General features: G+C 71.6%; 21 protein-coding genes. 7 read left to right on the forward strand and 14 right to left on the reverse strand.

Annotation, left to right across the window (positions count from 1 at the left end):
• Positions 1–4: 4 nt before the first annotated feature.
• A complete protein-coding gene (gene tsaB / locus ACIPFH_RS11225) occupies positions 5–658 on the reverse strand; it encodes a tRNA (adenosine(37)-N6)-threonylcarbamoyltransferase complex dimerization subunit type 1 TsaB (RefSeq protein ID WP_401825038.1) in 654 nt (217 codons plus the stop codon).
• A gap of 111 nt (positions 659–769) precedes the next feature.
• Here tsaB and ACIPFH_RS11230 point away from each other — a divergent pair, with 111 nt between their 5' ends.
• Together ACIPFH_RS11230 and ACIPFH_RS11235 are read left to right on the forward strand one after the other, a co-directional pair.
• Positions 770–1321 (forward strand): hypothetical protein, encoded by a 552-nt coding sequence (locus tag ACIPFH_RS11230; RefSeq protein ID WP_401825039.1) that lies wholly within the window; start codon positions 770–772, stop codon positions 1319–1321.
• A gap of 288 nt (positions 1322–1609) precedes the next feature.
• Positions 1610–1780 carry a hypothetical protein gene (locus tag ACIPFH_RS11235; protein WP_401825041.1) on the forward strand — a complete coding sequence of 57 codons (171 nt, stop codon included), beginning with the start codon at positions 1610–1612 and terminating at the stop codon, positions 1778–1780.
• 96 nt (positions 1781–1876) lie between these two features.
• Here the strand turns inward: ACIPFH_RS11235 and tsaE are convergent, their stop codons facing one another.
• The 6 genes from tsaE to ACIPFH_RS11265 all read right to left on the reverse strand — a co-directional run bounded on the left by tsaE (position 1877) and on the right by ACIPFH_RS11265 (position 8053).
• Entirely contained in the window at positions 1877–2383 is a 507-nt protein-coding gene (gene tsaE / locus ACIPFH_RS11240; protein ID WP_356249946.1) for a tRNA (adenosine(37)-N6)-threonylcarbamoyltransferase complex ATPase subunit type 1 TsaE, read from the reverse strand.
• Between the two features lie 88 nt (positions 2384–2471).
• Positions 2472–3731 (reverse strand): alpha/beta fold hydrolase, encoded by a 1260-nt coding sequence (locus ACIPFH_RS11245; protein WP_401825043.1) that lies wholly within the window; start codon positions 3729–3731, stop codon positions 2472–2474.
• Between the two features lie 76 nt (positions 3732–3807).
• Entirely contained in the window at positions 3808–4968 is a 1161-nt protein-coding gene (gene alr / locus ACIPFH_RS11250; protein ID WP_401825045.1) for an alanine racemase, read from the reverse strand.
• 33 nt (positions 4969–5001) lie between these two features.
• Complete coding sequence (locus tag ACIPFH_RS11255; RefSeq protein WP_401825047.1) at positions 5002–5874, reverse strand: L,D-transpeptidase family protein; 873 nt, start codon at positions 5872–5874, stop codon at positions 5002–5004.
• A gap of 259 nt (positions 5875–6133) precedes the next feature.
• The gene (locus tag ACIPFH_RS11260) at positions 6134–7573 is read right to left on the reverse strand and encodes an NAD(P)H-hydrate dehydratase (protein ID WP_401825049.1); all 1440 of its coding nucleotides are present in this window, start codon (positions 7571–7573) and stop codon (positions 6134–6136) included.
• Positions 7574–7681: 108 nt separating this feature from the next.
• Positions 7682–8053, reverse strand: coding sequence for a holo-ACP synthase (locus ACIPFH_RS11265; protein ID WP_401825051.1), 372 nt, complete (start codon positions 8051–8053; stop codon positions 7682–7684).
• A gap of 186 nt (positions 8054–8239) precedes the next feature.
• Here ACIPFH_RS11265 and ACIPFH_RS11270 point away from each other — a divergent pair, with 186 nt between their 5' ends.
• Complete coding sequence (locus tag ACIPFH_RS11270) at positions 8240–9229, forward strand: hypothetical protein (protein ID WP_401825052.1); 990 nt, start codon at positions 8240–8242, stop codon at positions 9227–9229.
• Positions 9226–11019 (forward strand): M16 family metallopeptidase, encoded by a 1794-nt coding sequence (locus ACIPFH_RS11275; RefSeq protein WP_401825054.1) that lies wholly within the window; start codon positions 9226–9228, stop codon positions 11017–11019. The genes ACIPFH_RS11270 and ACIPFH_RS11275 overlap by 4 nt, the downstream gene beginning before the upstream one ends.
• A gap of 133 nt (positions 11020–11152) precedes the next feature.
• Here the strand turns inward: ACIPFH_RS11275 and glmS are convergent, their stop codons facing one another.
• Entirely contained in the window at positions 11153–13000 is a 1848-nt protein-coding gene (glmS, locus tag ACIPFH_RS11280; RefSeq protein ID WP_401825056.1) for a glutamine--fructose-6-phosphate transaminase (isomerizing), read from the reverse strand.
• A gap of 162 nt (positions 13001–13162) precedes the next feature.
• Here glmS and coaA point away from each other — a divergent pair, with 162 nt between their 5' ends.
• The gene (gene coaA, locus ACIPFH_RS11285; protein ID WP_401825058.1) at positions 13163–14131 is read left to right on the forward strand and encodes a type I pantothenate kinase; all 969 of its coding nucleotides are present in this window, start codon (positions 13163–13165) and stop codon (positions 14129–14131) included.
• A 16-nt stretch (positions 14132–14147) separates the two neighbouring features.
• Entirely contained in the window at positions 14148–15086 is a 939-nt protein-coding gene (locus ACIPFH_RS11290; protein WP_401825060.1) for a DUF389 domain-containing protein, read from the forward strand.
• A 346-nt stretch (positions 15087–15432) separates the two neighbouring features.
• On the opposite strand, the gene glmM is transcribed toward ACIPFH_RS11290, so the two are convergent.
• The 3 genes from glmM to rplM form a co-directional block, all read right to left on the reverse strand.
• Positions 15433–16791 (reverse strand): phosphoglucosamine mutase, encoded by a 1359-nt coding sequence (gene glmM / locus ACIPFH_RS11295; RefSeq protein WP_401825062.1) that lies wholly within the window; start codon positions 16789–16791, stop codon positions 15433–15435.
• Positions 16792–17062: 271 nt separating this feature from the next.
• Positions 17063–17584, reverse strand: coding sequence for a 30S ribosomal protein S9 (gene rpsI / locus ACIPFH_RS11300; RefSeq protein ID WP_356249920.1), 522 nt, complete (start codon positions 17582–17584; stop codon positions 17063–17065).
• Positions 17585–17625: 41 nt separating this feature from the next.
• The gene (gene rplM, locus ACIPFH_RS11305; RefSeq protein WP_020132189.1) at positions 17626–18069 is read right to left on the reverse strand and encodes a 50S ribosomal protein L13; all 444 of its coding nucleotides are present in this window, start codon (positions 18067–18069) and stop codon (positions 17626–17628) included.
• Between the two features lie 440 nt (positions 18070–18509).
• Between rplM and ACIPFH_RS11310 the strand changes: the two genes are divergently transcribed.
• Complete coding sequence (locus tag ACIPFH_RS11310) at positions 18510–19385, forward strand: hypothetical protein (protein ID WP_356249918.1); 876 nt, start codon at positions 18510–18512, stop codon at positions 19383–19385.
• Positions 19386–19433: 48 nt separating this feature from the next.
• On the opposite strand, the gene truA is transcribed toward ACIPFH_RS11310, so the two are convergent.
• The 3 genes from truA to ACIPFH_RS11325 form a co-directional block, all read right to left on the reverse strand.
• Positions 19434–20291 carry a tRNA pseudouridine(38-40) synthase TruA gene (gene truA / locus ACIPFH_RS11315; RefSeq protein ID WP_401825064.1) on the reverse strand — a complete coding sequence of 286 codons (858 nt, stop codon included), beginning with the start codon at positions 20289–20291 and terminating at the stop codon, positions 19434–19436.
• A 109-nt stretch (positions 20292–20400) separates the two neighbouring features.
• Positions 20401–20913 carry a 50S ribosomal protein L17 gene (gene rplQ / locus ACIPFH_RS11320; RefSeq protein WP_356249914.1) on the reverse strand — a complete coding sequence of 171 codons (513 nt, stop codon included), beginning with the start codon at positions 20911–20913 and terminating at the stop codon, positions 20401–20403.
• Between the two features lie 164 nt (positions 20914–21077).
• A partial coding sequence (locus ACIPFH_RS11325) for a DNA-directed RNA polymerase subunit alpha C-terminal domain-containing protein (protein ID WP_276616025.1) occupies positions 21078–21416 on the reverse strand: 339 nt, incomplete at its 5' end.

The following is a 21416-nucleotide window of genomic DNA, read 5'->3' on the forward strand; positions in this document are numbered from 1 at the left end:
TCGGTCACTTGGGGGTGACCACCTTGTAGTTCTTCGGCACCTGGGCGTCCGGCCGGCGCAGATACAGCGGGCGCGGGGCCGACAGCTCCTCGCCCGCGGCCAGCCTCTCCGCGGCCAGACCCGCGAGCGCCGCGGCGGAGACGTGCTCGGGCTCGTGCGCGTGGGGGAAGGTGTCCGGGTACAGCAGCGCGCCCGCGCCGACGGCCGGCAGCCCGGCCACCTCGTCGGCGATGTCGGCGGGCCGGTCCACCGCGGGGCCCGAGACGCGGGTCCGGGAGTCGGCGTAACGCGCCCAGTAGACCTCCTTGCGGCGGGCGTCGGTCGCCACGACGAAGGGGGCTTCGAGGTCGGAGGCGTAGGCGAGGCCGTCGAGCGTGCACACGCCGTGCACGGGGACGCCGAGCGCGAGCCCGAAGGTGTCGGCGGTCATCAGGCCGACTCTCAGTCCCGTGTACGGGCCGGGGCCGACGCCGACGACGATCCCGGTGACGGCGTCGAGCCTGAGCCCGGCCCCTTCGAGCAGCCGGTCGACGGCCGGCAGCAGCAGCTCTCCGTGCCGGCGCGCGTCCACCTGACTCGAGGAGGCGATGACGTCCGTGCCGTCGTGCAACGCGACGGTGACGGCGGGGGTGGCGGTATCCAGAGCGAGCAAGAGCACGCAAACAGCCTACGGCTCCCGTGCCCCGGACACTGCCGTACCGGTCGGAGGCGCTCTGACTGCTAACGTCGCCGCGAAACGTGACGTACGGGACAGACGGGGTGATCGCCGATGCCAAGCAACAGCTCGACTTTCGTGGCCGGGCTCACCTCGGCGGCCCTGGCGACGGTCGCGTTCCTCACCTTCCAGGCCTCGGCGAGCGCGCCCGCCGACCTCGCCGAGCCGCAGCACGGCGGCGCCTCCGCGAAGGCGGTGAAGGCGCCCCGGGACAGGAAGCACCCCACCGCGCTGCCGGCCCACTCCGGCCTGGGCCGGCGGGTCGTGTACTCGCTGGAGGACGACCGGGTGTGGCTGGTCGCGTCGAACGGCGCGGTCAAGCGCACGTTCGAGGTCGCCCCCGGCAGTGTGGATCCGCTCCCGGGCACCTACGCCGTCACCTCCCGTACGGGTGCCGTCACCGGCACCGACGGCACCCCCATCGAGCACGTCGTGCGCTTCACGACCGTGAACGACGTGACGATCGGCTTCAGCGCGGCGCTGGACGGCGAGCTGCCCGAGCCCGACCCGGCGGTGCGGACGGGCGGCATCCGGGAGACCGTCGCGGACGGCGACGCGATGTGGGAGTTCGCGACGATCGGCCAGGCGATCGTCGTGATCCCGTAGGCCGTGATCGTCATCCCCCCGGGCGTGGGCCCCTCGGCGGCGACCCCGCCGACCGTGGCCCCGTCAGTGGCCCCGCCGACCGTGGCCCGTTCGCCGCCGCCCGTAGGCCTTCGTCCCGTAGGTGTGGACGGTGGACCGCGCCGGGGTTCCGCGCCCGAGCGTCTCTTGAACGTTCCGACAAGACGTCGGCAAAATGTTGCGTTCCCCGTCCAGTGCGTGGTCACATGGTATCGACTTCGTAGTTAGGTCTACCTAACCACGCCCGCCCCCGAACCCCAGGAGGCGTCCATGCCGGTCCCCGAGCCCAAGGCGCAGCCGTCGCGGCCGTTCACGCTCGCCGGGGTGTCCATGCGCGATCTGCTGGCCTCGTGCGCGGCCGCGGAAGCCGTCTCGACACCTCCGCGGCTGCCCGACCCGGCACTCACGGACCGGTCGGCCGAGCACCCCAAGGCGGCGTGAGGGCCCTACCGGCGACCGGCCACGGACCTGCGTGACCGCTCACCCGCAAACCCCTCCGGCCGGCCCGGAGAGGACCCAGGGCGCCCCGGGGAGCGCTCAGGCCGACAGCACGTCCAGGTCCGCCGAAGCCCAACGCTCCCCGAGCCCCGTCACCGTCACGTGCCGGACCTCGTCGGTGGTGTCGCCGACGGCCCGGTGGATACGGACCTGGAGCCGGTCGTCGGTCAGCTCCTCGACCTTGCCCTCGCCCCACTCCACGACGATCACCGACGCGGGCAGCGACACGTCGAGGTCGAGGTCCTCCATCTCGTCGAGCCCGCCGCCCAGGCGGTACGCGTCCACATGGACGAGCGGCGGACCCTCACCGAGGGACGGGTGCACCCGGGCGATCACGAACGTCGGGGAGGTGACGGCGCCCCGGACGCCGAGTCCCGCACCGAGCCCCCGGGTGAGCGTCGTCTTGCCCGCTCCGAGCTCCCCGCTCAGCATCACAAGATCGCCGGCCCGCAGCAGCTTGGCCATACGATGGCCCAACTCGCGCATTTGCTCGGGGGAGTTGACGCGCAGCTGGACAGACCGGGGCGATACCGCGTTCTCTTCCATCATCACTCACTCGCAGTAGTACACTGATCACACCCCGCAAGGGGTCGGTTCGGGCTGGACCGCAGCCGGAGGCTGGAGGCCACCTCCGTCAGGAGGAGGCGGAGTCACAGCCGTTCACCGTAGCCGGGTTCGGTATCGCCCCCGTGCGGGCGAGCAGATCAGCGAGGCGGTCGGTGACCACTTCGGGGTGCTCCAGCATGACGAGGTGCCCGGCGTCCGGTACCAGGACCAGTTCCGCGCCCGGCAAGGCGTCGGCGATCGCCTCGCTGTGCTCGCTCGGGGTGACCAGATCCCCGATCCCGGCGAGCACCAGCACCGGTATGTCGGTGAAACAGGCGAGCGCCTCGGTCTTGTCGTGATCCGTGAACGCGGGGTAGAACTCCGCGACCACGTCGATCGGCGTGCCCTCGATCATCCGCTCGGCGAACCGCGCCACCGCCGGATCCACGTCCCGCGACGCGAACGAGTACCGCTTGATGATCCCGGCGAAGAGATCGGCGGTGGCCCGTCGTCCCTTCTCCACCAGGGCCGCCTGCTGCCCCAGCGCCTTCAGCACCCCCGGCAGCACCCGCCGCACCGCGTTCACGCCGGCGACCGGCAGCCCGAAGTTGACCTCGCCCAGCCGCCCGGACGACGTGCCGACGAAGGCGGTGGCGACGACCCGGTCGCGGATCAGCTCGGGATGCAGCGCGGCCAGCGCCATCACCGTCATCCCGCCCATGGAGTGCCCGACGAGCACGATCGGTCCCTCCGGCACGGCCGCGTCGACGACGGCCTTCAGATCGCGCCCCAGCTGGTCGATGGTGACCGGCGCGCCGTCCTGTATCTGGGCGTTGCCGCGCCCTGACCGGCCGTGGCTGCGCTGGTCCCAGTGCACGGTCCGTACGACCCCGCGCAGGGCCGCCCGCTGGAAGTGCCAGGAGTCCTGGTTGAGGCAGTAGCCGTGGCTGAAGACCACGGTGACGGGGAGCGGGGCCTTGCGCCCGAAGAGCCTGCGCCGCCGGTTCGCCGGTCCGCCCTGCGGCTCGACGTCGTCGACCTCGTAGTACAGCTCGGTGCCGTCGTCGGCGTACGCCTTGCCGGGTGTGCCGCGCAGCCCCCCGTACGGCCCCGTCGAGTCGAGGGCGAGCCGGGCCTTCGCCCGCATGCCGCGCCCCACGGTCATCCGCTCCAGGGCGACACCCGCCGCCGCGCCCGCGGCGATCACGCCTATCGCGGCGCCGGCGATACCGGTCGCCCGGCGCCAGTTCCCGGCCGCCCCCGTGGCGGAGGCGGCAACGACCGCCGAGGCGGCACTCGCCACCACCTCAGCGCCGGTCGCCACCACCTCCGCACTGCTCTCGCTCACGTACCGCTCCTCTTTGGCCGATGCCCGTGGTCTGACTGCGGGGTACCCGTGTGGTTACCCATTCACCTGAACGGGCTCAATTGACATAGACGCGAGGAACCCGCGCTCCGATGCGCGTGACGATCTCGTATCCGATGGTTCCGGCCGCCTGGGCCCAGTCCTCCGCCGTGGGCTCGCCCCGGTCGCCGGGGCCGAAGAGGACCGCCTCCGCTCCGGGACCGGGCTCGTCACCACCGAGGTCGACGACGAACTGGTCCATCGCGATACGTCCGGCGGCCGTCCGCCACTTGCCGCCGACCAGCACCGGTCCGCTCCCGGAGGCATGCCGGGGAACGCCGTCCGCGTACCCCAGCGGGACGAGGCCGAGCGTGGTCTCACCAGGAGTGACGTAGTGGTGGCCGTAGCTCACGCCGTGCCCGCCCGGGACGTGCTTCACCAGGGCCAGCGAGGCCGCGAGGGTCATCACCGGGCGCAGCCCGAGGTCGGCGGCGGAGCCCAGCTCGGGGCTGGGCGAGAGGCCGTACATCGCGATGCCCGGGCGGACCAGGTCGAAGTGGGTCTCCGGGAGCGTGAGCGTGGCCGGGGAGTTGGCGATGTGCCGCACCTCCGGCCGCACGCCCTGCTGCTCGGCGTACGCCACCATCTCGTGGAAGCGGCCCAGCTGGAGCGCGATGGAGGGGTGCCCGGGCTCGTCGGCGCAGGCGAAGTGCGACCACAGCCCGGTGACCCGGAGCAGCCCCTGCTCCTCGGCGCGCAGGGCCTCGCCCACCAGCTCGGGCCAGTCGGCGGGCTGGCAGCCGTTGCGCCCGAGCCCGGTGTCGGCCTTGAGCTGCACCCGGGCGGCCCGCCCGGCGGCCCGCGCCCCCTCCACGACCTCCCGCAGGGCCCAGAGACCGCTGACGGAGACGTCCAGACCGGCCTCGACCGCCTCGCGCCAGGGCCCGCCCGGCGTCCACAGCCAGCACATGATCCTGACGTCCGCCGGCAGCCCGCCCGTCGCGCGCAGCGCCAACGCCTCCTCGGGCGTGGCGGTGCCGACCCAGCCGGCGCCGGCCTCGACGGCCGCGCGGGCGCACGGGACGGCCCCGTGTCCGTACCCGTCGGCCTTCACCACGGCCATGAAGGCCGCGCCCGGCGCCTTGGCGCGCAGCGCGCGCACGTTGGCCCGCAGCGCGGCCAGGTCGATCTCGGCGCGGGCGCGCGGCGGGGTGGCGGGCGGCATGGCTGTCTCACTCATCGCGCCCAGTGTCTCAGAGGGCCCGGACAGCCCCTAAGTACCGGGCCGGTGCCCCCACACGTAGACCAGGTCGCCCGTCTTCAGCACACCCCACAGCCCGCGCGCGTCACCGACCGTCAGATTGACGCAGCCCATGGAGCCGATGGTCGTGTGGATGCTGCCGTAGACGGCGTGGAAGGCCTGTCCGCCGTCGAAGAACTGCGCATAGGGCATCGGGGTGTTGTAGAGCGTGGACACATGGTTCTTGTGCCGCCAGTAGACGGTGTGCCATCCCTTGCGGGTGGGGTGGACGGCCCGCCCGCTGCGCATCGACACGGGCCCGAAGACGACCTTCGTCCCCTTCTGCACCCAGGTCAGCTGCCGGTCGAGATCGACGCAGGCGACCCGGCGGGTCCGCACCGGACACTTCTCGCGGGCGTTGGGGTTCTTCTTCGCGGAGATGAGCTGCATCCGCGCCCAGGTGACGGGGCCGGCGAACCCGATGGCGGGCTTGATCTTCTGCTTCTGCTGGAACGCCCGGATCGCCGTGCAGTCCGCGGTGGACTGCTTCCCGTCCACCTTCAGCTTCAGCCATCGCTCGACCCCGCGCTGGAACGGCCCGGTCCGCCTGCTGCACACCATCCGGGTGACGGCCTCGTCCAGCGGCACGTACTCGACGAGCGCGTACGTCCCCTGCACCGCGTCCCGTGGTTCGACGGCGTCCTCGGCGGCGGTGGGCTCGTACACCTTCGGCGCGAGCACCTGGTCGGGCGTGTCGATCTGCCACGGCTGATGCGGCCCCGGCGGCACCCCGGGCACGAGCTGACTCTCGGGCCAGGAGGGAGGAGGAGCGGCGCGGGCGGGGGTCCCGAGGGGGACCAGAGCGACGGCGGCGAGGAGAAGAGCGACGGTTCGTGTGCTGAACATCCGATCAGACAAGCGCGGCTCCCCCGGCGTACTGGGGTGCCGCGCGGCAGATTCACCCTTTCAGCGCGGGTATGTCCAACCCGTCCGGCGCTTGAGGGCGAGGCCCCTTCAGGGCCGAAGCGCGGGCCTGGGAACGGCAGCCCCCAGGTACGGGACGGCAACCCCCAGGTATGGAGACGGCAGCCGGGCAGGTATGGGGACGGCAGCCCCCAGGGATGGGGACGGGCACGGGCGGCGGGGGCAAAGCGATTCCGGCCCCCTACCCCCGCACGTCCCGCCAGGCCTCCCGAACCGCCGCGGCCACATCGTGCGCCCCCACCGGCGCCCCGCCCGCCGCGAACCGCCCCGCCAGCCCATGCAGATACGCCCCCACACTCCCCGCGTCCAACGCGCTGAGCCCCGCCGCCAGCAGCGACCCCGCGAGCCCCGACAGCACATCCCCGCTCCCGGCCGTGGCCAGCCAGGCGGTCCCCGTGGCGTTCACCCGCACCGCCCCCTTACCCCCCGCATCAGCGACCAACGTCGTCGACCCCTTCAGCAGCACGGTCGCCCGATACCGCGCCGCGAGCTCTCGCGCGAACCGCAGCCGGGCCCCCTCCACCTCCTCCCGCGCCACCCCCAACAGCGCGGCCGCCTCCCCCGCGTGAGGCGTCATCAACGTCGGTGCGGTACGTTCCCGCACCGCGTCGGGGTCCGCGAGCCGCAGCCCGTCGGCGTCGATCAGCACCGGCACCTCGGCGGCCAGCACCTCCGCCACCGTCTTCGCGTCCTCCCCGGCGCCCGGGCCGACGACCCACGCCTGTACCCGCCCGGCCCGCCGGGGCCCCTGGTCGGACACGAGCGTCTCGGGGAAGCGCGCGATGACCGCGTTCCCCGCCGGCCCGACGTACCGCACGGCCCCCGCCCCACCCCGCAGCGCCCCCGCGACGGCCAGCACCGCGGCTCCCGGATACCGGGCGGACCCGGCGGCGATCCCGACGACGCCCCGCCGGTACTTGTCGCTCTCACCGCCCGGCATGGGCAACAGGCCGGCCACGTCCGCGTGCTGGAGGGCGGCCAGTTCGGGCTCGGCGGGCAGCTCGCCCCCGAGTCCGATGTCGACGAGGTGCACCGACCCGGCGTACTCCCGCGCCGGATCGACGAGCAGCCCCGGCTTGTGCGTACCGAAGGTGACGGTGAGGTCGGCGCGGATCGCGCTCCCGTGCACCTCGCCGGTGTCGGCGTCGACACCGCTGGGCAGATCGACGGCGACGACGGCGGCCCGGGCCCCGGCGACGGTCGCGGCCAGCGCGGCCGCGTCCGGCCGCAGCCCGCCCTTGCCGCCGATCCCGACGATGCCGTCGAGCACGAGGTCGGCGCGCCGGACGACGTCCTGCGCGCCGTCAGGAGCGATCGTGCGCCCACCGGCCCGCCGCAGGGCCGTCAGCCCCCCGCCGTGCGTGCGCTCGGGCGTCAGCAGCACCGCGGTGACTCCCGCCCCGCGCCTGGCGAGCCGAGCCCCCGCGTACAGGGCGTCAGCCCCGTTGTCGCCGCTGCCGACCAACAGCACGATCCGCCTCCCGTACACCCGCCCCAGCAGATCGGCGCAGGCGGCGGCGAGCCCGGCGGCGGCCCGCTGCATGAGCGCCCCTTCGGGAAGCCGGGCCATCAGCTCCCGCTCGGCACGACGGACGGTCTCGACACGGTAGGCAGTACGCATACGACCGAGTCTCCCCCGGTCCCCCGCCGCCACACACGACCAACTCCCCCGGCCCCCGCCGCACACCGTCAGCTCTCCCCCGAAACTCCCGCCGCACCCGGAGTCGGCTCAGCCCTCGGCCACCACCACCGCGGAGGCGACCCCCGCGTCGTGACTCAGCGACACATGCCAGCTCCGCACCCCCAGTTCGGCCGCCCGCGCGGCGACGCTCCCCTTCACGCGCAGCCGCGGCCGCCCGCTCTCCTCGACGAACACCTCGGCATCCGTCCACAGCAGCCCGGGCGGAGCCCCCAGCGCCTTGGCGAGGGCCTCCTTCGCGGCGAACCGCGCCGCCAGCGAGGCGGCGCCCCGCCGCTCTCCGCTCGGCAGCAACAACTCGCTCCGCAGGAACAACCGCTGGGCCAGCCCGGGCGTCCGTTCCAGCGACGCCGCGAACCGGTCGATCTCCGCCACGTCGATACCGACCCCGATGATGCTCATGCCGAGCACCCTACGGCCGGACCGTCACAGCCTGCTGCTAGCCTGCGGCGACTTGATCAAGCCGAATCACGCCGGATCACTCCGGATCACGCCGGGGATCACATCCGGCCACATCGGTGAAAACCCGCCGCGCGCCCTGGGGGGCCAGCCCGCGCGCCGCGGACAGCGACGCCAGGGGGCGGAGGAATGACCAGCACCACCAACGGCATGACCGGCGGCGGACCCACCAGCGCTTCGGGGCCGACCTTCGACCCGTACGACAACACACCCGAGCTGATCCCGCTGCGCGACGCCGCGCAGGCCGGGAACTGGCCGGCCGTCCGGGCCTACTTCGCGGGGCTCGACTCGGTCGACAGGCTCGCCTCGGCCTCCAGCCTCCTCGCCGACACCGCCGGCGTCGAGAACTTCCTGGAGCGGGCGGTCGCGGAATCGCCCGGCGACCCGCTGCCGCGCACGCTGCTCGCCGAGCGGTACGTCTGCATCGGCTGGGACATCCGCAGTGGCGCCCGCGCCCAGCACGTCTCCCAGAACCAGTTCACCCAGTTCCACGACTGGCTGCGCAGGGCCGAACAGTCGCTGATCGAGATATGCGCAGAGCATCCCTCGTACGCCCCCGCCTGGACCGCCCGGCTGATGACCGCGCGCGGTCTCCAGCTGGGCCAGGCCGAGGCGCGCCGCCGCTACGACCGCCTCTCCGCCCACCATCCGCACCACTACCGCGCCCAGACCCAGCTGCTTCAGCAGCTGTGCCCGAAGTGGAGCGGCTCCTGGGAGGCGGCGCACGGTTTCGCCCGGGAGTGCGCGACCGCGGCCCCCGACGGCTCGAACTCCGGCGCCCTGGTCGCCCTCGCGCACATCGAGCGCTGGCTGGACCTGAAGATCGGAGAGGACGCGGCCTACATGCGGGGCGCGGCGGTCCGCGACGACCTGCGCAACGCCGCCCAGGTGTCCGTGCTGCACCCGGCCCACCGGCCGGACTGGAACTCGATCGGCGCACACAACGCGTTCGCGTTCGCCTTCTCGCTCGGCAACCACTGGCAGGACGCGGCGCCGCACTTCGCCTTCCTCGGCGACCGAGCGTCCGAGTTCCCGTGGCAGTACGTGCCCGACAAGAAGTCGTCGTTCCTGAAGTCCCGCAAGGCCGCGCTGGAAGCCCGAGGAGGAGGCAACCGATGACCACCGATCTGCACCAGCTCGTCGGCGACAGTGACGACAGCGGCAGCGGCGCCGACGGCGACCAGGCCGCCGCGCTCGCCGCTCTCACCGGCCTCGTCTCCCACACGACCACGGACCACATCCCCACCCTCTACGCACCCGCCTCGGGCAACGAGATCACCGCCGGTCTCTTCTTCCGGGTGGGCCGCGCCGACGAGACCCTGGCCACCGCCGGCATCACCCACCTCGTCGAGCACCTCGCCCTGCACCGCCTCGGGCTGTCCGACCTGCACTACAACGGCGCGACGGCGAACGCCTACACCCTCTTCCACGTCACCGGCAGCGAGGAGGAGGTGGTCGAGTACCTCAACAGCGTGTGCGCGGGGCTGCGGGACCTGCCGATGCAGCGGCTGGAGACCGAGAAGGAGATCCTGCGCACCGAGGCGGCCGGCCGCGGCAACGGCCCCCAGCACCGGATGCCGCTGTGGCGGTACGGCGCCCGCGGCTACGGCCTGTCGAGCTACAACGAGCTCGGCACCCGGAGCCTGACGCCGGACCAGGTGCGTCACTGGGCCGAGACCCGCTTCACCAGGGACAACGCGGTGCTGTGGATCACCAGCGACCATGTCCCCGACGGCCTGGACCTCCTCCTCCCCGAGGGCTCCCGCTTCCCCGCGCCGGAGGCGACCAGCGCGCTGCCCATCACCCCCGCGTACATCACCGGCGACGACGGCCATGTCGTCCTCACCTCGGTGCTCCGCCGCTCCACCGCGGGCAGCGTCTTCGCGGACGTCCTCGGCCGGGCCCTCTTCCAGGACCTGCGCCAGGAGGGCGGCTACTCCTACTCCGCGGAGGCCGACTACTCCCCGCGCGACGCCGACCACGCCACCCTCACCGCGTACGCGGACTCGCTCCCGCAGAAGCAGGACGCGGTCGTCGGCGGCTTCGTCGACACCCTCGCCCGGCTGCGCGCGGGCCACATCGAGCAGTCCGAACTGGACTCCGTCCGCGGCAAGCTCCTCAAGGTGTACGACACTCCCGACCTCGGGGCCGCCACGCTGCCCTCGTACGCGCTGAGCCTGCTGCTCGGCCACCGGATCCTCAGCCCCGAGCAGCACAAGGCCGAGCTGAACGCGGTGACGACGGACGATCTGCGCGAGGTCGCCCGGGAGGCATGGGCCGGCGCGCTCCTCCAGGTGCCGGGCCGGGGCCTGGACTGGGCGGGCCTCACCCTCGCCCCGCAGTACTCGCCGACCGCCCTCACCGGCACCCGCCACCAGTCCCTGGAGGACGAGGAGGTCACCCTGGTCATCGGCGCCGAGGGCGTGAGCCTGCTGACGCCGAGGGGCCCGGTCACCGTCCGCTACGACGCGGTCGCCGCGATGACCACCCACCCCGACGGCGCCCGCACCCTGACCGGCCACGACGGCTTCTCCGTCAGCGTGGAGCCCACCCTGTACCGAGGGGTGACGCCGGATCGGATCGCGGCACTGGACGCGGGCGTGCCCCCGCAGGCGGTGGTACCGATGCCGGCCCGCGAGCCCGACCGCATCCCGCAGCCGCAGGCGCGGACCTCCGGCTCGCGCTCCTCCGGCAACGGCCGCTCCACCTGGGCCTGGACCACCGCGCTCTGGCTGGTGGGCCTGCTCGCGGCGGTCTGGGGCCTGCTGTGCGCGGTCATCACGGCCGACGAGGCCTCGGCCGCCGCCCCGGAGTGGGACGCGGTGACGGGCGTCTGGATCCTGGAACTCCCCCTCGCCTTCGCGACCTGGAAGGTCTACGCGGCGAGAAGGCAACGCAGGCGGGCCTGACGCGCCCTGTGCGGGGAAGGGGGCCGATCACCCCGGGCGATCGGCCCCCCGGGGCCCCGGGCCCCTGGGGTGAATCCCCACAGACCCCTCGGGTGAATCCCCGCGGGCCCGCGGGGACTTCCTCGGGTTCCGCCTACTCCACCGTCACCGACTTCGCCAGGTTCCGCGGCTGATCGACCTCGTTGCCCCGCGCCGTGGCCAGCTCACACGCGAACACCTGCAACGGCACCGTCGCGACGAGCGGCGACAGCAGCACCGGCGTGACCGGGATCCGGACGAGATGGTCGGCATACGGCACCACCGCCTCGTCCCCCTCCTCCGCGATCACGATCGTCCGCGCCCCCCGCGCCCGGATCTCCTGGATGTTGGACACGATCTTGTCGTGCAGGACGGACCGCCCCCGCGGCGAGGGCACGACGACGACCACCGGCAGATCCTCCTCGATGAGCGCGATCGGCCCGTGCTTCAGCTCACCGGCGGCGAAGCCCTCCGCGTGCATGTAGGCGAGCTCCTTCAACTTCAGCGCGCCCTCCAGCGCGACGGGATACCCCACGTGCCGCCCGAGGAAGAGCACGGTGTCTTTGTCGGCGAGGGACCGCGCCAGCTCACGCACCGGCTCCATGGTCTCCAGCACCCGCTCGACCGCACCGGAGATCTGCGCGAGGTCCCGGATGACCGCCCGGATCTCGTCACCCCACTTGGTGCCGCGCACCTGGCCGAGGTACAGGGCGACGAGGTAGCAGGCCACCAGCTGCGTCAGGAACGCCTTCGTCGAGGCGACGGCCACCTCCGGCCCGGCATGCGTGTACAGCACCGCGTCCGACTCGCGCGGGATCGTCGACCCGTTGGTGTTGCAGATCGCCAGCACCTTGGATCCCTGCTCCCGCGCGTGCCGCAGCGCCATGAGCGTGTCCATCGTCTCCCCGGACTGGGAGATGGCGATGACCAGTGACCGCGAGTCGAGAATCGGATCCCGGTAGCGGAACTCGCTGGCCAGCTCCACCTCGCACGGGATCCGCGTCCAGTGCTCGATGGCGTACTTGGCGATGAGGCCCGCGTGGAAGGCCGTACCGCACGCGACGATGACGACCTTGTCGACCTCCCGCAGTTCGGAGGCCGGAATCCGTACCTCGTCGAGCGTCAGCGCCCCGGAGACGTCGATGCGGCCGAGCAGGGTGTCGGCGACAGCCTTGGGCTGCTCGGCGATCTCCTTGAGCATGAAGTAGTCGTATCCCCCCTTCTCCGCGGCCGACGCGTCCCAGTCGACGTGGTACGACCGCACGTCTGCCGGAGAACCGTCGAAGCCGGTGACCGTCACGCCGTCCCGCCGCAGTTCGACGACCTGGTCCTGACCCAGCTCGATCGCCGACCGGGTGTGGGCGATGAAAGCGGCGACGTCCGAGGCGAGAAAGGCCTCGCCCTCGCCCACGCCCACCACGAGCGGCGAGTTCCGCCGCGCCCCCACCACCACGTCCGGCTCGTCGGCATGCGCCGCGACCAGCGTGAACGCTCCCTCCAGCCGACGGCACACCAGCCGCATGGCCTCGGCGAGGTCGGCCGTCACCGAGAACTCCTCGGCGAGCAGATGGGCCACGACCTCGGTGTCGGTCTCGGAGAGGAGCTCGTGTCCCCGCTCGGCCAGTTCGGCCCGCAGCCCGGCGAAGTTCTCGATGATCCCGTTGTGCACGACGGCGACCCGCCCGGCGTTGTCGAGGTGGGGATGCGCGTTGGCATCCGTCGGCCCGCCGTGCGTGGCCCACCGCGTGTGCCCGATGGCCGTGGTCCCGGTCGGCAGCGGCCGATCCCCGAGTTCCTTCTCCAGGTTGACGAGCTTGCCCGCCTTCCTCGCGGCGGCGAGCCCCCCGTCCGCCAGCACGGCGACACCCGCCGAGTCGTACCCCCGGTACTCCAGTCGCCTCAGCCCGGCCATGACGACCTCCAGCGCCGACTGAGGCCCCACGTATCCCACGATTCCGCACATGCGCGGCAGCCTACGACCGAATCCCGCCGCGAAAGAGCCTCCGCGTGCCCGATTTCGGAAATTTCCACGGCTGTATGCGGCCTGGGTCGGGCGTGACGGACCCCACCCACCATCCCGTTCAAACTCCGTTAACAATGGACTGTGATCTCTCCGGTCCCCCCGATGCCCCGGAGCGCCCACCGGCACAGGCCGGAGGCGACTCCCTACGTCGACCTCACCCGATCCGAGTGGAGCGCGCTGCGCGAGAAGACTCCGCTGCCGCTGACCGCCGAGGAGGTCGAGAAACTGCGCGGCCTCGGTGACGTCATCGACCTCGACGAGGTACGCGACATCTACCTCCCGCTGTCCCGCCTCCTCAACCTCTACGTGGGGGCCACCGACGGCCTGCGCGGCGCCCTGAACACCTTCCTCGGCGAACAGGGCTCGCAGTCCGGCACCCCGTTCGTGATAGGCGTCGCGGGCTCGGTCGCGGTCGGCAAGTCGACGGTCGCCCGGCTCCTCCAGGCCCTCCTGTCCCGCTGGCCGGAACACCCCCGCGTGGAGCTGGTCACCACGGACGGCTTCCTGCTGCCCACCGCGGAACTCGAATCCCGTGGCCTGATGTCCCGCAAGGGCTTCCCCGAGTCCTACGACCGCCGCGCGCTGACCCGCTTCGTGGCCGACATCAAGGCGGGCAAGGGCGAGGTCACCGCCCCCGTCTACTCCCACCTGATCTACGACATCGTCCCGGACCGCAAGCTCACCGTCCGCCGCCCCGACATCCTCATCGTCGAGGGCCTGAACGTCCTGCAGCCCGCCCTCCCCGGCAAGGACGGCCGCACCCGCGTCGGCCTCGCCGACTACTTCGACTTCAGCGTGTACGTCGACGCGAGCGCCGAGGACATCGAGCGCTGGTACCTCAACCGGTTCAGGAAACTGCGCCACACCGCCTTCCAGAACCCGGACTCGTACTTCAGGAAATACACCCAGGTCTCCGAGGAGGAGGCCGTCGACTACGCCCGCACCCTCTGGCGCACCATCAACAAGCCCAACCTGGTGGAGAACATCGCCCCCACCCGGGGCCGGGCCACCCTCGTCGTCCGCAAGGGCCAGGACCACAAGGTCCAGCGGCTGAGCCTGCGAAAACTCTGACGGCTACCCTGCCTGCATGCTGCACCTGCGTCTGATCACCCCGTCGGGCAGGACCGACGACGTGGTCCGCCTCATCGAGAACACCGTCGGCGCCACCCACCTCGTGGTGGTGCCCGGGGCGGCCCGCAACCCGGCCGGCGATGTCGTGATGTGCGACGTGGCGCGCGAGGCCGGCGACGAACTCCTCACCGGGCTACAGGAGTTGGGCCTGGACGAGACGGGCTCGATCGCCGTGGAGAACATCGACCTGTCGCTCTCCCTGCGGGCCGACAAGGCCGAGGCGGAGGCGCCGGGCGAAGGCGCCGACGCGGTCCTGTGGGAACACCTCACGGACGCCACCCACGAGGAGTCGACGCTCTCCGTCACGTACCTCGCGTTCATCACCCTCGCCACGATGATCGCGGCCTGCGGTGTGGTGCTGGACAACGCCGTGCTGATCGTGGGCGCGATGGCCGTGGGCCCGGAGTTCGGCCCCCTGGCGGGTGTCTGCACGTCGATCGTGCAACGGGCTCCCCGCCTGGCCCTGCGCTCGCTGATCGCCCTGCTGGTCGGCTTCGCGGTGGCGATGGCGGCCACGGTGGGCTTCAGCCTCTTCATGGACGCGATCGACCTGTTCAGCAAGGGGCAACTGGAGGCCGACCGCCCCCAGACCGGCTTCGTCTACGCCCCCGACGCCTTCTCCTTCATCGTGGCCGTCCTGGCGGGCGCCGCCGGCACCCTCTCCCTGACCTCCGCGAAGTCCGGCGCCCTGGTGGGCGTGGCCATCTCGGTCACGACGGTCCCGGCAGCGGCCAACGCCGCCGTGGCCCTCAGCTACGGCGACATGGGACAGACCCGGGGCTCGACAGAACAACTCCTGCTGAACCTGCTGGGCATCATCCTGGCGGGCACCCTGACCCTGCTGGCCCAGAAGTACCTCTGGGCAAGGCAGCGCCGCGCGGCGCAACGCCCCTAGGAGGGCGCGGAACTACCGGCGGGCCACGACGAACCCGCAGCGTGCAACGCCCCCAGCGGCGCGAGGAACTGCGCCACAAGCCACGAAGGCCCCGCAGCCCCACCGCCGAACACCACAACCCACCCAGGGGGCGCGGGAAACTGCGCCACAAGCCACGACAAACCCGCAGCCCGACCGCAGAGCACCGCAACCCACCCAGCGGCGCGAGGAACTGCGCCACAAGCCACGAAGGCCCCGCAGCCCCACCGCCGAACACCACAACCCACCCAGGGGGCGCGGGGAACTGCGCGACAGACTAAGACGCACCCACAGCCCGAAGCGCGCAGAACCCCCGCCCCGCAAGCGCTTAGCCGAGCGCCGACTTCACGACATCGGCCAGCCGCCCGGCGACGGACCGGGCCTGGTCGATGTCGGCCGCCTCGACCATCACGCGCACCAGCGGCTCCGTCCCGGAGGGCCGCAGCAACACCCGTCCGGTGGCCCCGAGTTCCCGCTCCGCCTCGCCGACGGCAGTCGCCAGCTCGGCCGAGTCACCGACCCGCGACCTGTCGACGTCGGGCACGTTGATCAGCACCTGCGGCAACCGCTCCATCACGGAGGCCAGCTCCCGCAGCGAACGTCCGCTCTCGACGACGCGTGCCGCCAGCATCAGCCCCGTCAGCGTGCCGTCGCCGGTCGTCGCGTGGTCCAGGATGATCACGTGGCCGGACTGCTCGCCGCCCAGCGCGTAGCCGTGCTGCTTCATCTCCTCCAGCACATACCGGTCGCCGACGGCCGCCTGCACGAGCTGGATGCCCTCGCGCTCCATGGCCAGCTTGAAGCCCAGGTTGGACATGACGGTGGCGACAACGGTGTCGGACCGCAGCGCGCCCCGCTCCCGCATCGCCAGCGCGAGCACGGCGAGGATCTGGTCCCCGTCGATCTCGTCGCCCGTGTGGTCCACGGCCAGGCACCGGTCGGCGTCTCCGTCGTGCGCGATGCCGAAGGCGGCCCCGTGCTCGATGACCGCTGCCTTCAGCTTGTCCAGGTGCGTGGACCCGCACCCGTCGTTGATGTTGAGCCCGTCCGGCTCGGCCCCGATGGTCACGACCTCCGCACCGGCCCGCGTGAACGCCTCCGGCGACACCCGGGCGGCAGCGCCGTGGGCCTCGTCGAGAACGATCCGCAGCCCGTCGAGGCGGTTGGGAAGCACGGCGATGAGGTGCGCGACGTAGCGGTCGAAACCTTCGTCGTACGACCGCACGCGTCCGACACCGCTGCCGGTCGGCCGGCTCCAGGGCGCGCCGGTGCGGTGCTCCTCGAAGACGGACTCGATCCTGTCCTCGAGATCGTCGGCGAGTTTGTGGCCGCCACGGGCGAAGAACTTGATGCCGTTGTCGGGCATGGCGTTGTGGCTGGCGGAGAGCATCACGCCGAGGTCGGCGCCGAGCACGCCGGTGAGGTAGGCGACGGCCGGCGTCGGCAGCACGCCGACCTTCAGCACGTCCACTCCGGCACTCGCCAGTCCGGCCACCACGGCGGCCTCCAGGAACTCTCCGGACGCGCGCGGGTCCCGCCCGACGACGGCCACCGGCCGGTGACCCTCGAACGTGCCCGCCTCGGCCAGCACGTGCGCCGCCGCGACGGACAGGCCGAGTGCCATCTCCGCCGTCAGATCCGCGTTGGCGACACCGCGCACGCCGTCCGTGCCGAAGAGTCGTCCCACTTGTCCTCCTGAGGAAGCGTCAGTTTCAAAAGGCGTGCGGGTACGTCGGACAACGACCGGTCGACCGGTCGGCGGCGGCTCCGCTTCCAGGCATTGGATGCCCTGAACATCCGATCACACAAGCCTTTGAGCACCTTGTGCCGTTATACGCCCACGGCTGCGAGAAAACGAACGCCCCGGCGACACTGTGGCGTGCCGCCGGGGCGTTCGGAGTACGTACGAGCGAACCGAACCGGTCCGACCCGGAATACGTACGAGCAGGCAGCGAAGCTTAGCGCTTGCTGTACTGCGGGGCCTTGCGGGCCTTCTTGAGACCGGCCTTCTTGCGCTCGACCGCGCGGTCGTCACGCGTGAGGAAGCCGGCCTTCTTGAGGACGCCACGGTTGTTGTCGACGTCGGCCTCGTTCAGCGCGCGGGCGACACCGAGACGGAGCGCACCGGCCTGACCGGAGACGCCGCCACCCGAGATGCGGGCGATGACGTCATAGCGGCCTTCGAGCTCGAGCACCTTGAAGGGCTCGTTGACTTCCTGCTGGTGCACCTTGTTGGGGAAGTAGTCCTCGAGGGTGCGACCGTTGATCTTCCACTTGCCGGTGCCCGGAACGATCCGGACGCGGGCGATGGCGTTCTTGCGACGGCCCAGGCCGGCGGCCGGCTGGGCCTCGCCGAAGCGGGAGGCGAGGGACTCCGAGGTGTACTCACCCTCGACGGGGACCTCGGACTCGGTGGTGTAGCTCTCGATGTCGACGAGCTCGGTCTCTTCGAGCGGCTGCTCGGCAGTGGTCTCGGCCACGGTTCTCCTCAGTTCTTTTCAGCTAGGGGGTGTGGCCGGAATTACTGCGCGACCTGGGTGATCTCGAACGGCACGGGCTGCTGCGCCGCGTGCGGGTGCACGTCACCCTTGTAGACCTTCAGCTTCGACAGCATCTGACGGCCCAGCGTGTTCTTGGGGAGCATGCCCTTGACGGCCTTTTCGACGGCCTTCTCGGGGTTGTTCGCCAGGAGGTCGTCGTAGCGCACGGAGCGCAGACCGCCCGGGTACCCGGAGTGGCGGTACGCCATCTTCTGGGTCCGCTTGTTGCCGGAGAGGTGCACCTTGTCGGCGTTGATGATGATGACGAAGTCACCGGTGTCGACGTGGGGCGCGTAGATCGGCTTGTGCTTGCCCCGGAGGAGGGACGCGGCAGTGGTGGCGAGACGGCCCAGGACGATGTCCTGAGCGTCGATGACGTGCCACTGGCGCGTCACATCGCCGGGCTTGGGGCTGTACGTACGCACGGTTCGTAGCCTTCGCTTCTTCAGTGAATTGGTCCTGACAAGGTCACCGAAGACGATCACGACAGCCGAGACCGCACTGCGGTGACGCAAACCGCGTGCTGGTCGCTGGTCATCGGCCCGGTGGACCGGTGTAAGGGCCCGTCCCGTGAGAAGAGCAAGCCAATACACAACGAAGATGCAGGATACCCGTGTCTCGGGGGCCGGGTCAAAACGGGGCCTGTCACCCGATCACGCGTGAGCATGTCAGCCTCACCGGAAGCCGCTCCTGGAAACCCGCTCACGGAGTGGCCTGCACCACATACCCGGCCCCGGCCTGCGCAAACGCCGTACCAACCACCCGGAGATGTCACGTTTGCCCGCAGTCGCGCCGGGAACTCCGGGGACTTCGACGCCGGTTGAGACGGAACAGCATCCCCCGCTCCCCGTCTAAGATGCGGCCCATGAGCTATGGGCAGGGGGGACCTCAGTCCCAGTGGGATCCGTGGAAACCGAACTCCCAGCAGCCGTGGACCAGCGGCGATGACGGCCGGACTCCGGACTGGGCCGCGCTCGCGGAGGCGTCCGAGACGCGCAACAGGCGCCGTCGGCTGTTCTTCATAGGCGGCGGCGCGCTCGCCACGCTCGCCATCGGCACCGCCGTGGCCATGGCCGTGGTGTCGGCGAACGGCGGCGACGAGGCGAACAAGCCGACCTCCTCACTGCCCGCGACCGCCGACCTGCCGAGCGCGTCCACCACCCCCTCCTTCGCTCCGACCAGCGCCCCGCCCCCGCTGAACCCGAAGGAGTTCATCGCCAGCAAGGCCAAGGACACCGCCCCCAACGGACCGGACCTGCTCTTCCCCGGCACGCAGCTGACCATGGGCTCGGCCGTGTACAAGAAGGGCCCCAAGGCCGACAGCGCCACCTGCACCACGGGCGTCCAGGGCACGCTGCCCCAGGTACTCACAGCCAACGACTGCACTCGCCTGATGCGCATCACCTACACCAAGGGCAACATCGCGGTGACGGTCGGTGTGGCGGTCTTCGACACCGAGGCGCAGGCCCTCAAGGTCAAGAGCCAGGCCGACAAGAAGAGCATCGTCAAGGCGCTCACCGGCGGCGACGTCAAGGCCTTCTGCGACGGCGCGATCTGCCGCTCCACGACCAACTCCTACGGCCGGTACGCCTACTTCACGATCACCGGCTTCACGGACGGCAAGAACGTGACGACGAAGGACACGGCGATCTTCACCGCGGGCGACGACCTCGCGGAGTTCACCTTCCAGCGGATCCGCCAACGCGGCGAGGCCCAGGCGTCGGCGGCCGCCGCCGACTGACCGCGGACGCCGGCGCGCGACCGGGAGGCCGGCACCGCGACCGGGAGGTCAGCAGCACCCGGATCCGGGCAGCGTCCGCCTGTTGCGCGCCTCCTTGTTGCGTGCGGCGAGCAGCTCGTCGGCCGGGTAGCCGACCTCCTCCAGCGTCAGCCCGTGCGGCCGTACGACATGGACGGCCGAGTCCCGCACCCCCGCGGCCAGCACCTTTCCCGGCCACTCCGCGGTCCGGTGCCCGTCGCCCACGAACAGCAGCGCCCCGATCAGGGAACGCACCATGTTGTGGCAGAAGGCGTCGGCCCGGACGGTCGCGGTGATCACACCCTCCTCGTCCCGCACCAGGCTCAGCTCCTGGAGCGTACGGATGGTCGTCGCCCCCTCCCGCCGCTTGCAGTAGGCGGCGAAGTCGTGCTCGCCGAGCAGCCGCCGGGCGGCCTCGTTCATGGCGTCCACGTCCAGGGGCCAGTCGTGCCAGAGGACGTGGCTGCGCAGCAGCGGGTCCACACCCCCCGGGTTGTCGGTGACCCGGTACGCGTACCGCCGCCAGATGGCCGAGAACCGCGCGTTGAAGCCGGCCGGCGCCTCTGCGAGGGACCAGATCCGCACGTCCTTGGCGAGCCGCCCGGCAAGCCGCTTGAGCAGCTTCTCCCGGTGCTCGGCCCAGAGCCCCTCCGGCAGGTCGACGTGCGCCACCTGCCCACGCGCGTGCACACCGGCGTCCGTCCGCCCGGCCACGGTCAGCTCGTACGTGGTGTCCTTCGACCGGGTCACGGTCCGCAGCGCGTCCTCGATCTCCCCCTGCACGGTCCGCCGCCCGCCGGCCTGCTTGGCCCACCCGGAGAAACCGCTCCCGTCGTACGAGAGATCCATCCGCACCCGTACGAACCCGGGCTGTACCTCGTCACTCACCCCTAGATCCTCTCAAGCCTGACCTGCGGAAAACGCCTGCACAAACGCCTTCGGAAACGCGGAACGGGCCCGCCCCGAAGGGCGGACCCGTCCACTGCGAGGCGGTGCCTCAGGCGTCCTTGGACTCCTCGGCCGGAGCCTCGTCGGCCGCAGCCTCGTCGGCGGGCTTGGCGTCCTCGACGACCTCGTCCTTCTTGAGGGCGTCTTCCTTGACCGCACGCTTGGTGGCGGCCTCGGCCTCACCGGTGGCCTGCTGCGCGACGGTCAGCGCCTCGACCAGCTCGATGACAGCCATGGGCGCGTTGTCGCCACGGCGGTTACCGATCTTGGTGATGCGGGTGTAACCACCCGGACGGTTCTCGTAGCGCGGGCCGATCTCGGTGAAGAGCGTGTGCACGATGCTCTTGTCCGTGATCACCTGGAGCACCTGACGGCGGTTGTGAAGGTCGCCCTTCTTCGCCTTGGTGACCAGACGCTCGGCGTACGGGCGCAGCTTGCGCGCCTTCGCCTCGGTGGTGGTGATACGGCCGTGCTCGAAGAGCGCCTTCGCGAGGTTCGCGAGGAGCAGCTTCTCGTGCGCGGCGCTGCCGCCCAGACGGGCACCCTTGGTGGGCTTCGGCATGGTGTTTCTCCTAGGTGTCTGCCCCGGCCGTATCAGGTACCGGAGTCAGTATCCGAGCGGGCGGACGCCCGTCGAAGATCCGGGCGAGCCCCGGAGGGGCAAGCTCGGAAGGGGGCGCGGGGAACTGCGCGACCAGCCACAGCGCTCCCGCACCCGAAAACCGATCAGTACTGCTCGGTCTCCACGAAACCCGCGTCCGCGTCGTCGTCGGCGCCGAAGGCGTCGGCAGCGGCGGTCGGGTCGAATCCGGGCGGGCTGTCCTTGAGGGCCAGGCCCATGCCGGCCAGCTTCGCCTTGACCTCGTCGATGGACTTCGCACCGAAGTTACGGATGTCCAGGAGGTCCGCCTCGGAACGCGCGACGAGCTCACCCACGGAGTGGATGCCCTCACGCTTGAGGCAGTTGTAGGACCGAACGGTGAGCTCGAGCTCCTCGATCGGCAGGGCGAGATCAGCGGCGAGGGCGGCGTCCGTGGGGGACGGGCCCATGTCGATGCCCTCGGC

The sequence above is a fragment of the Streptomyces sp. NPDC088157 genome (genome assembly GCF_044741545.1).
Taxonomy (GTDB): Bacteria; Actinomycetota; Actinomycetes; order Streptomycetales; family Streptomycetaceae; genus Streptomyces.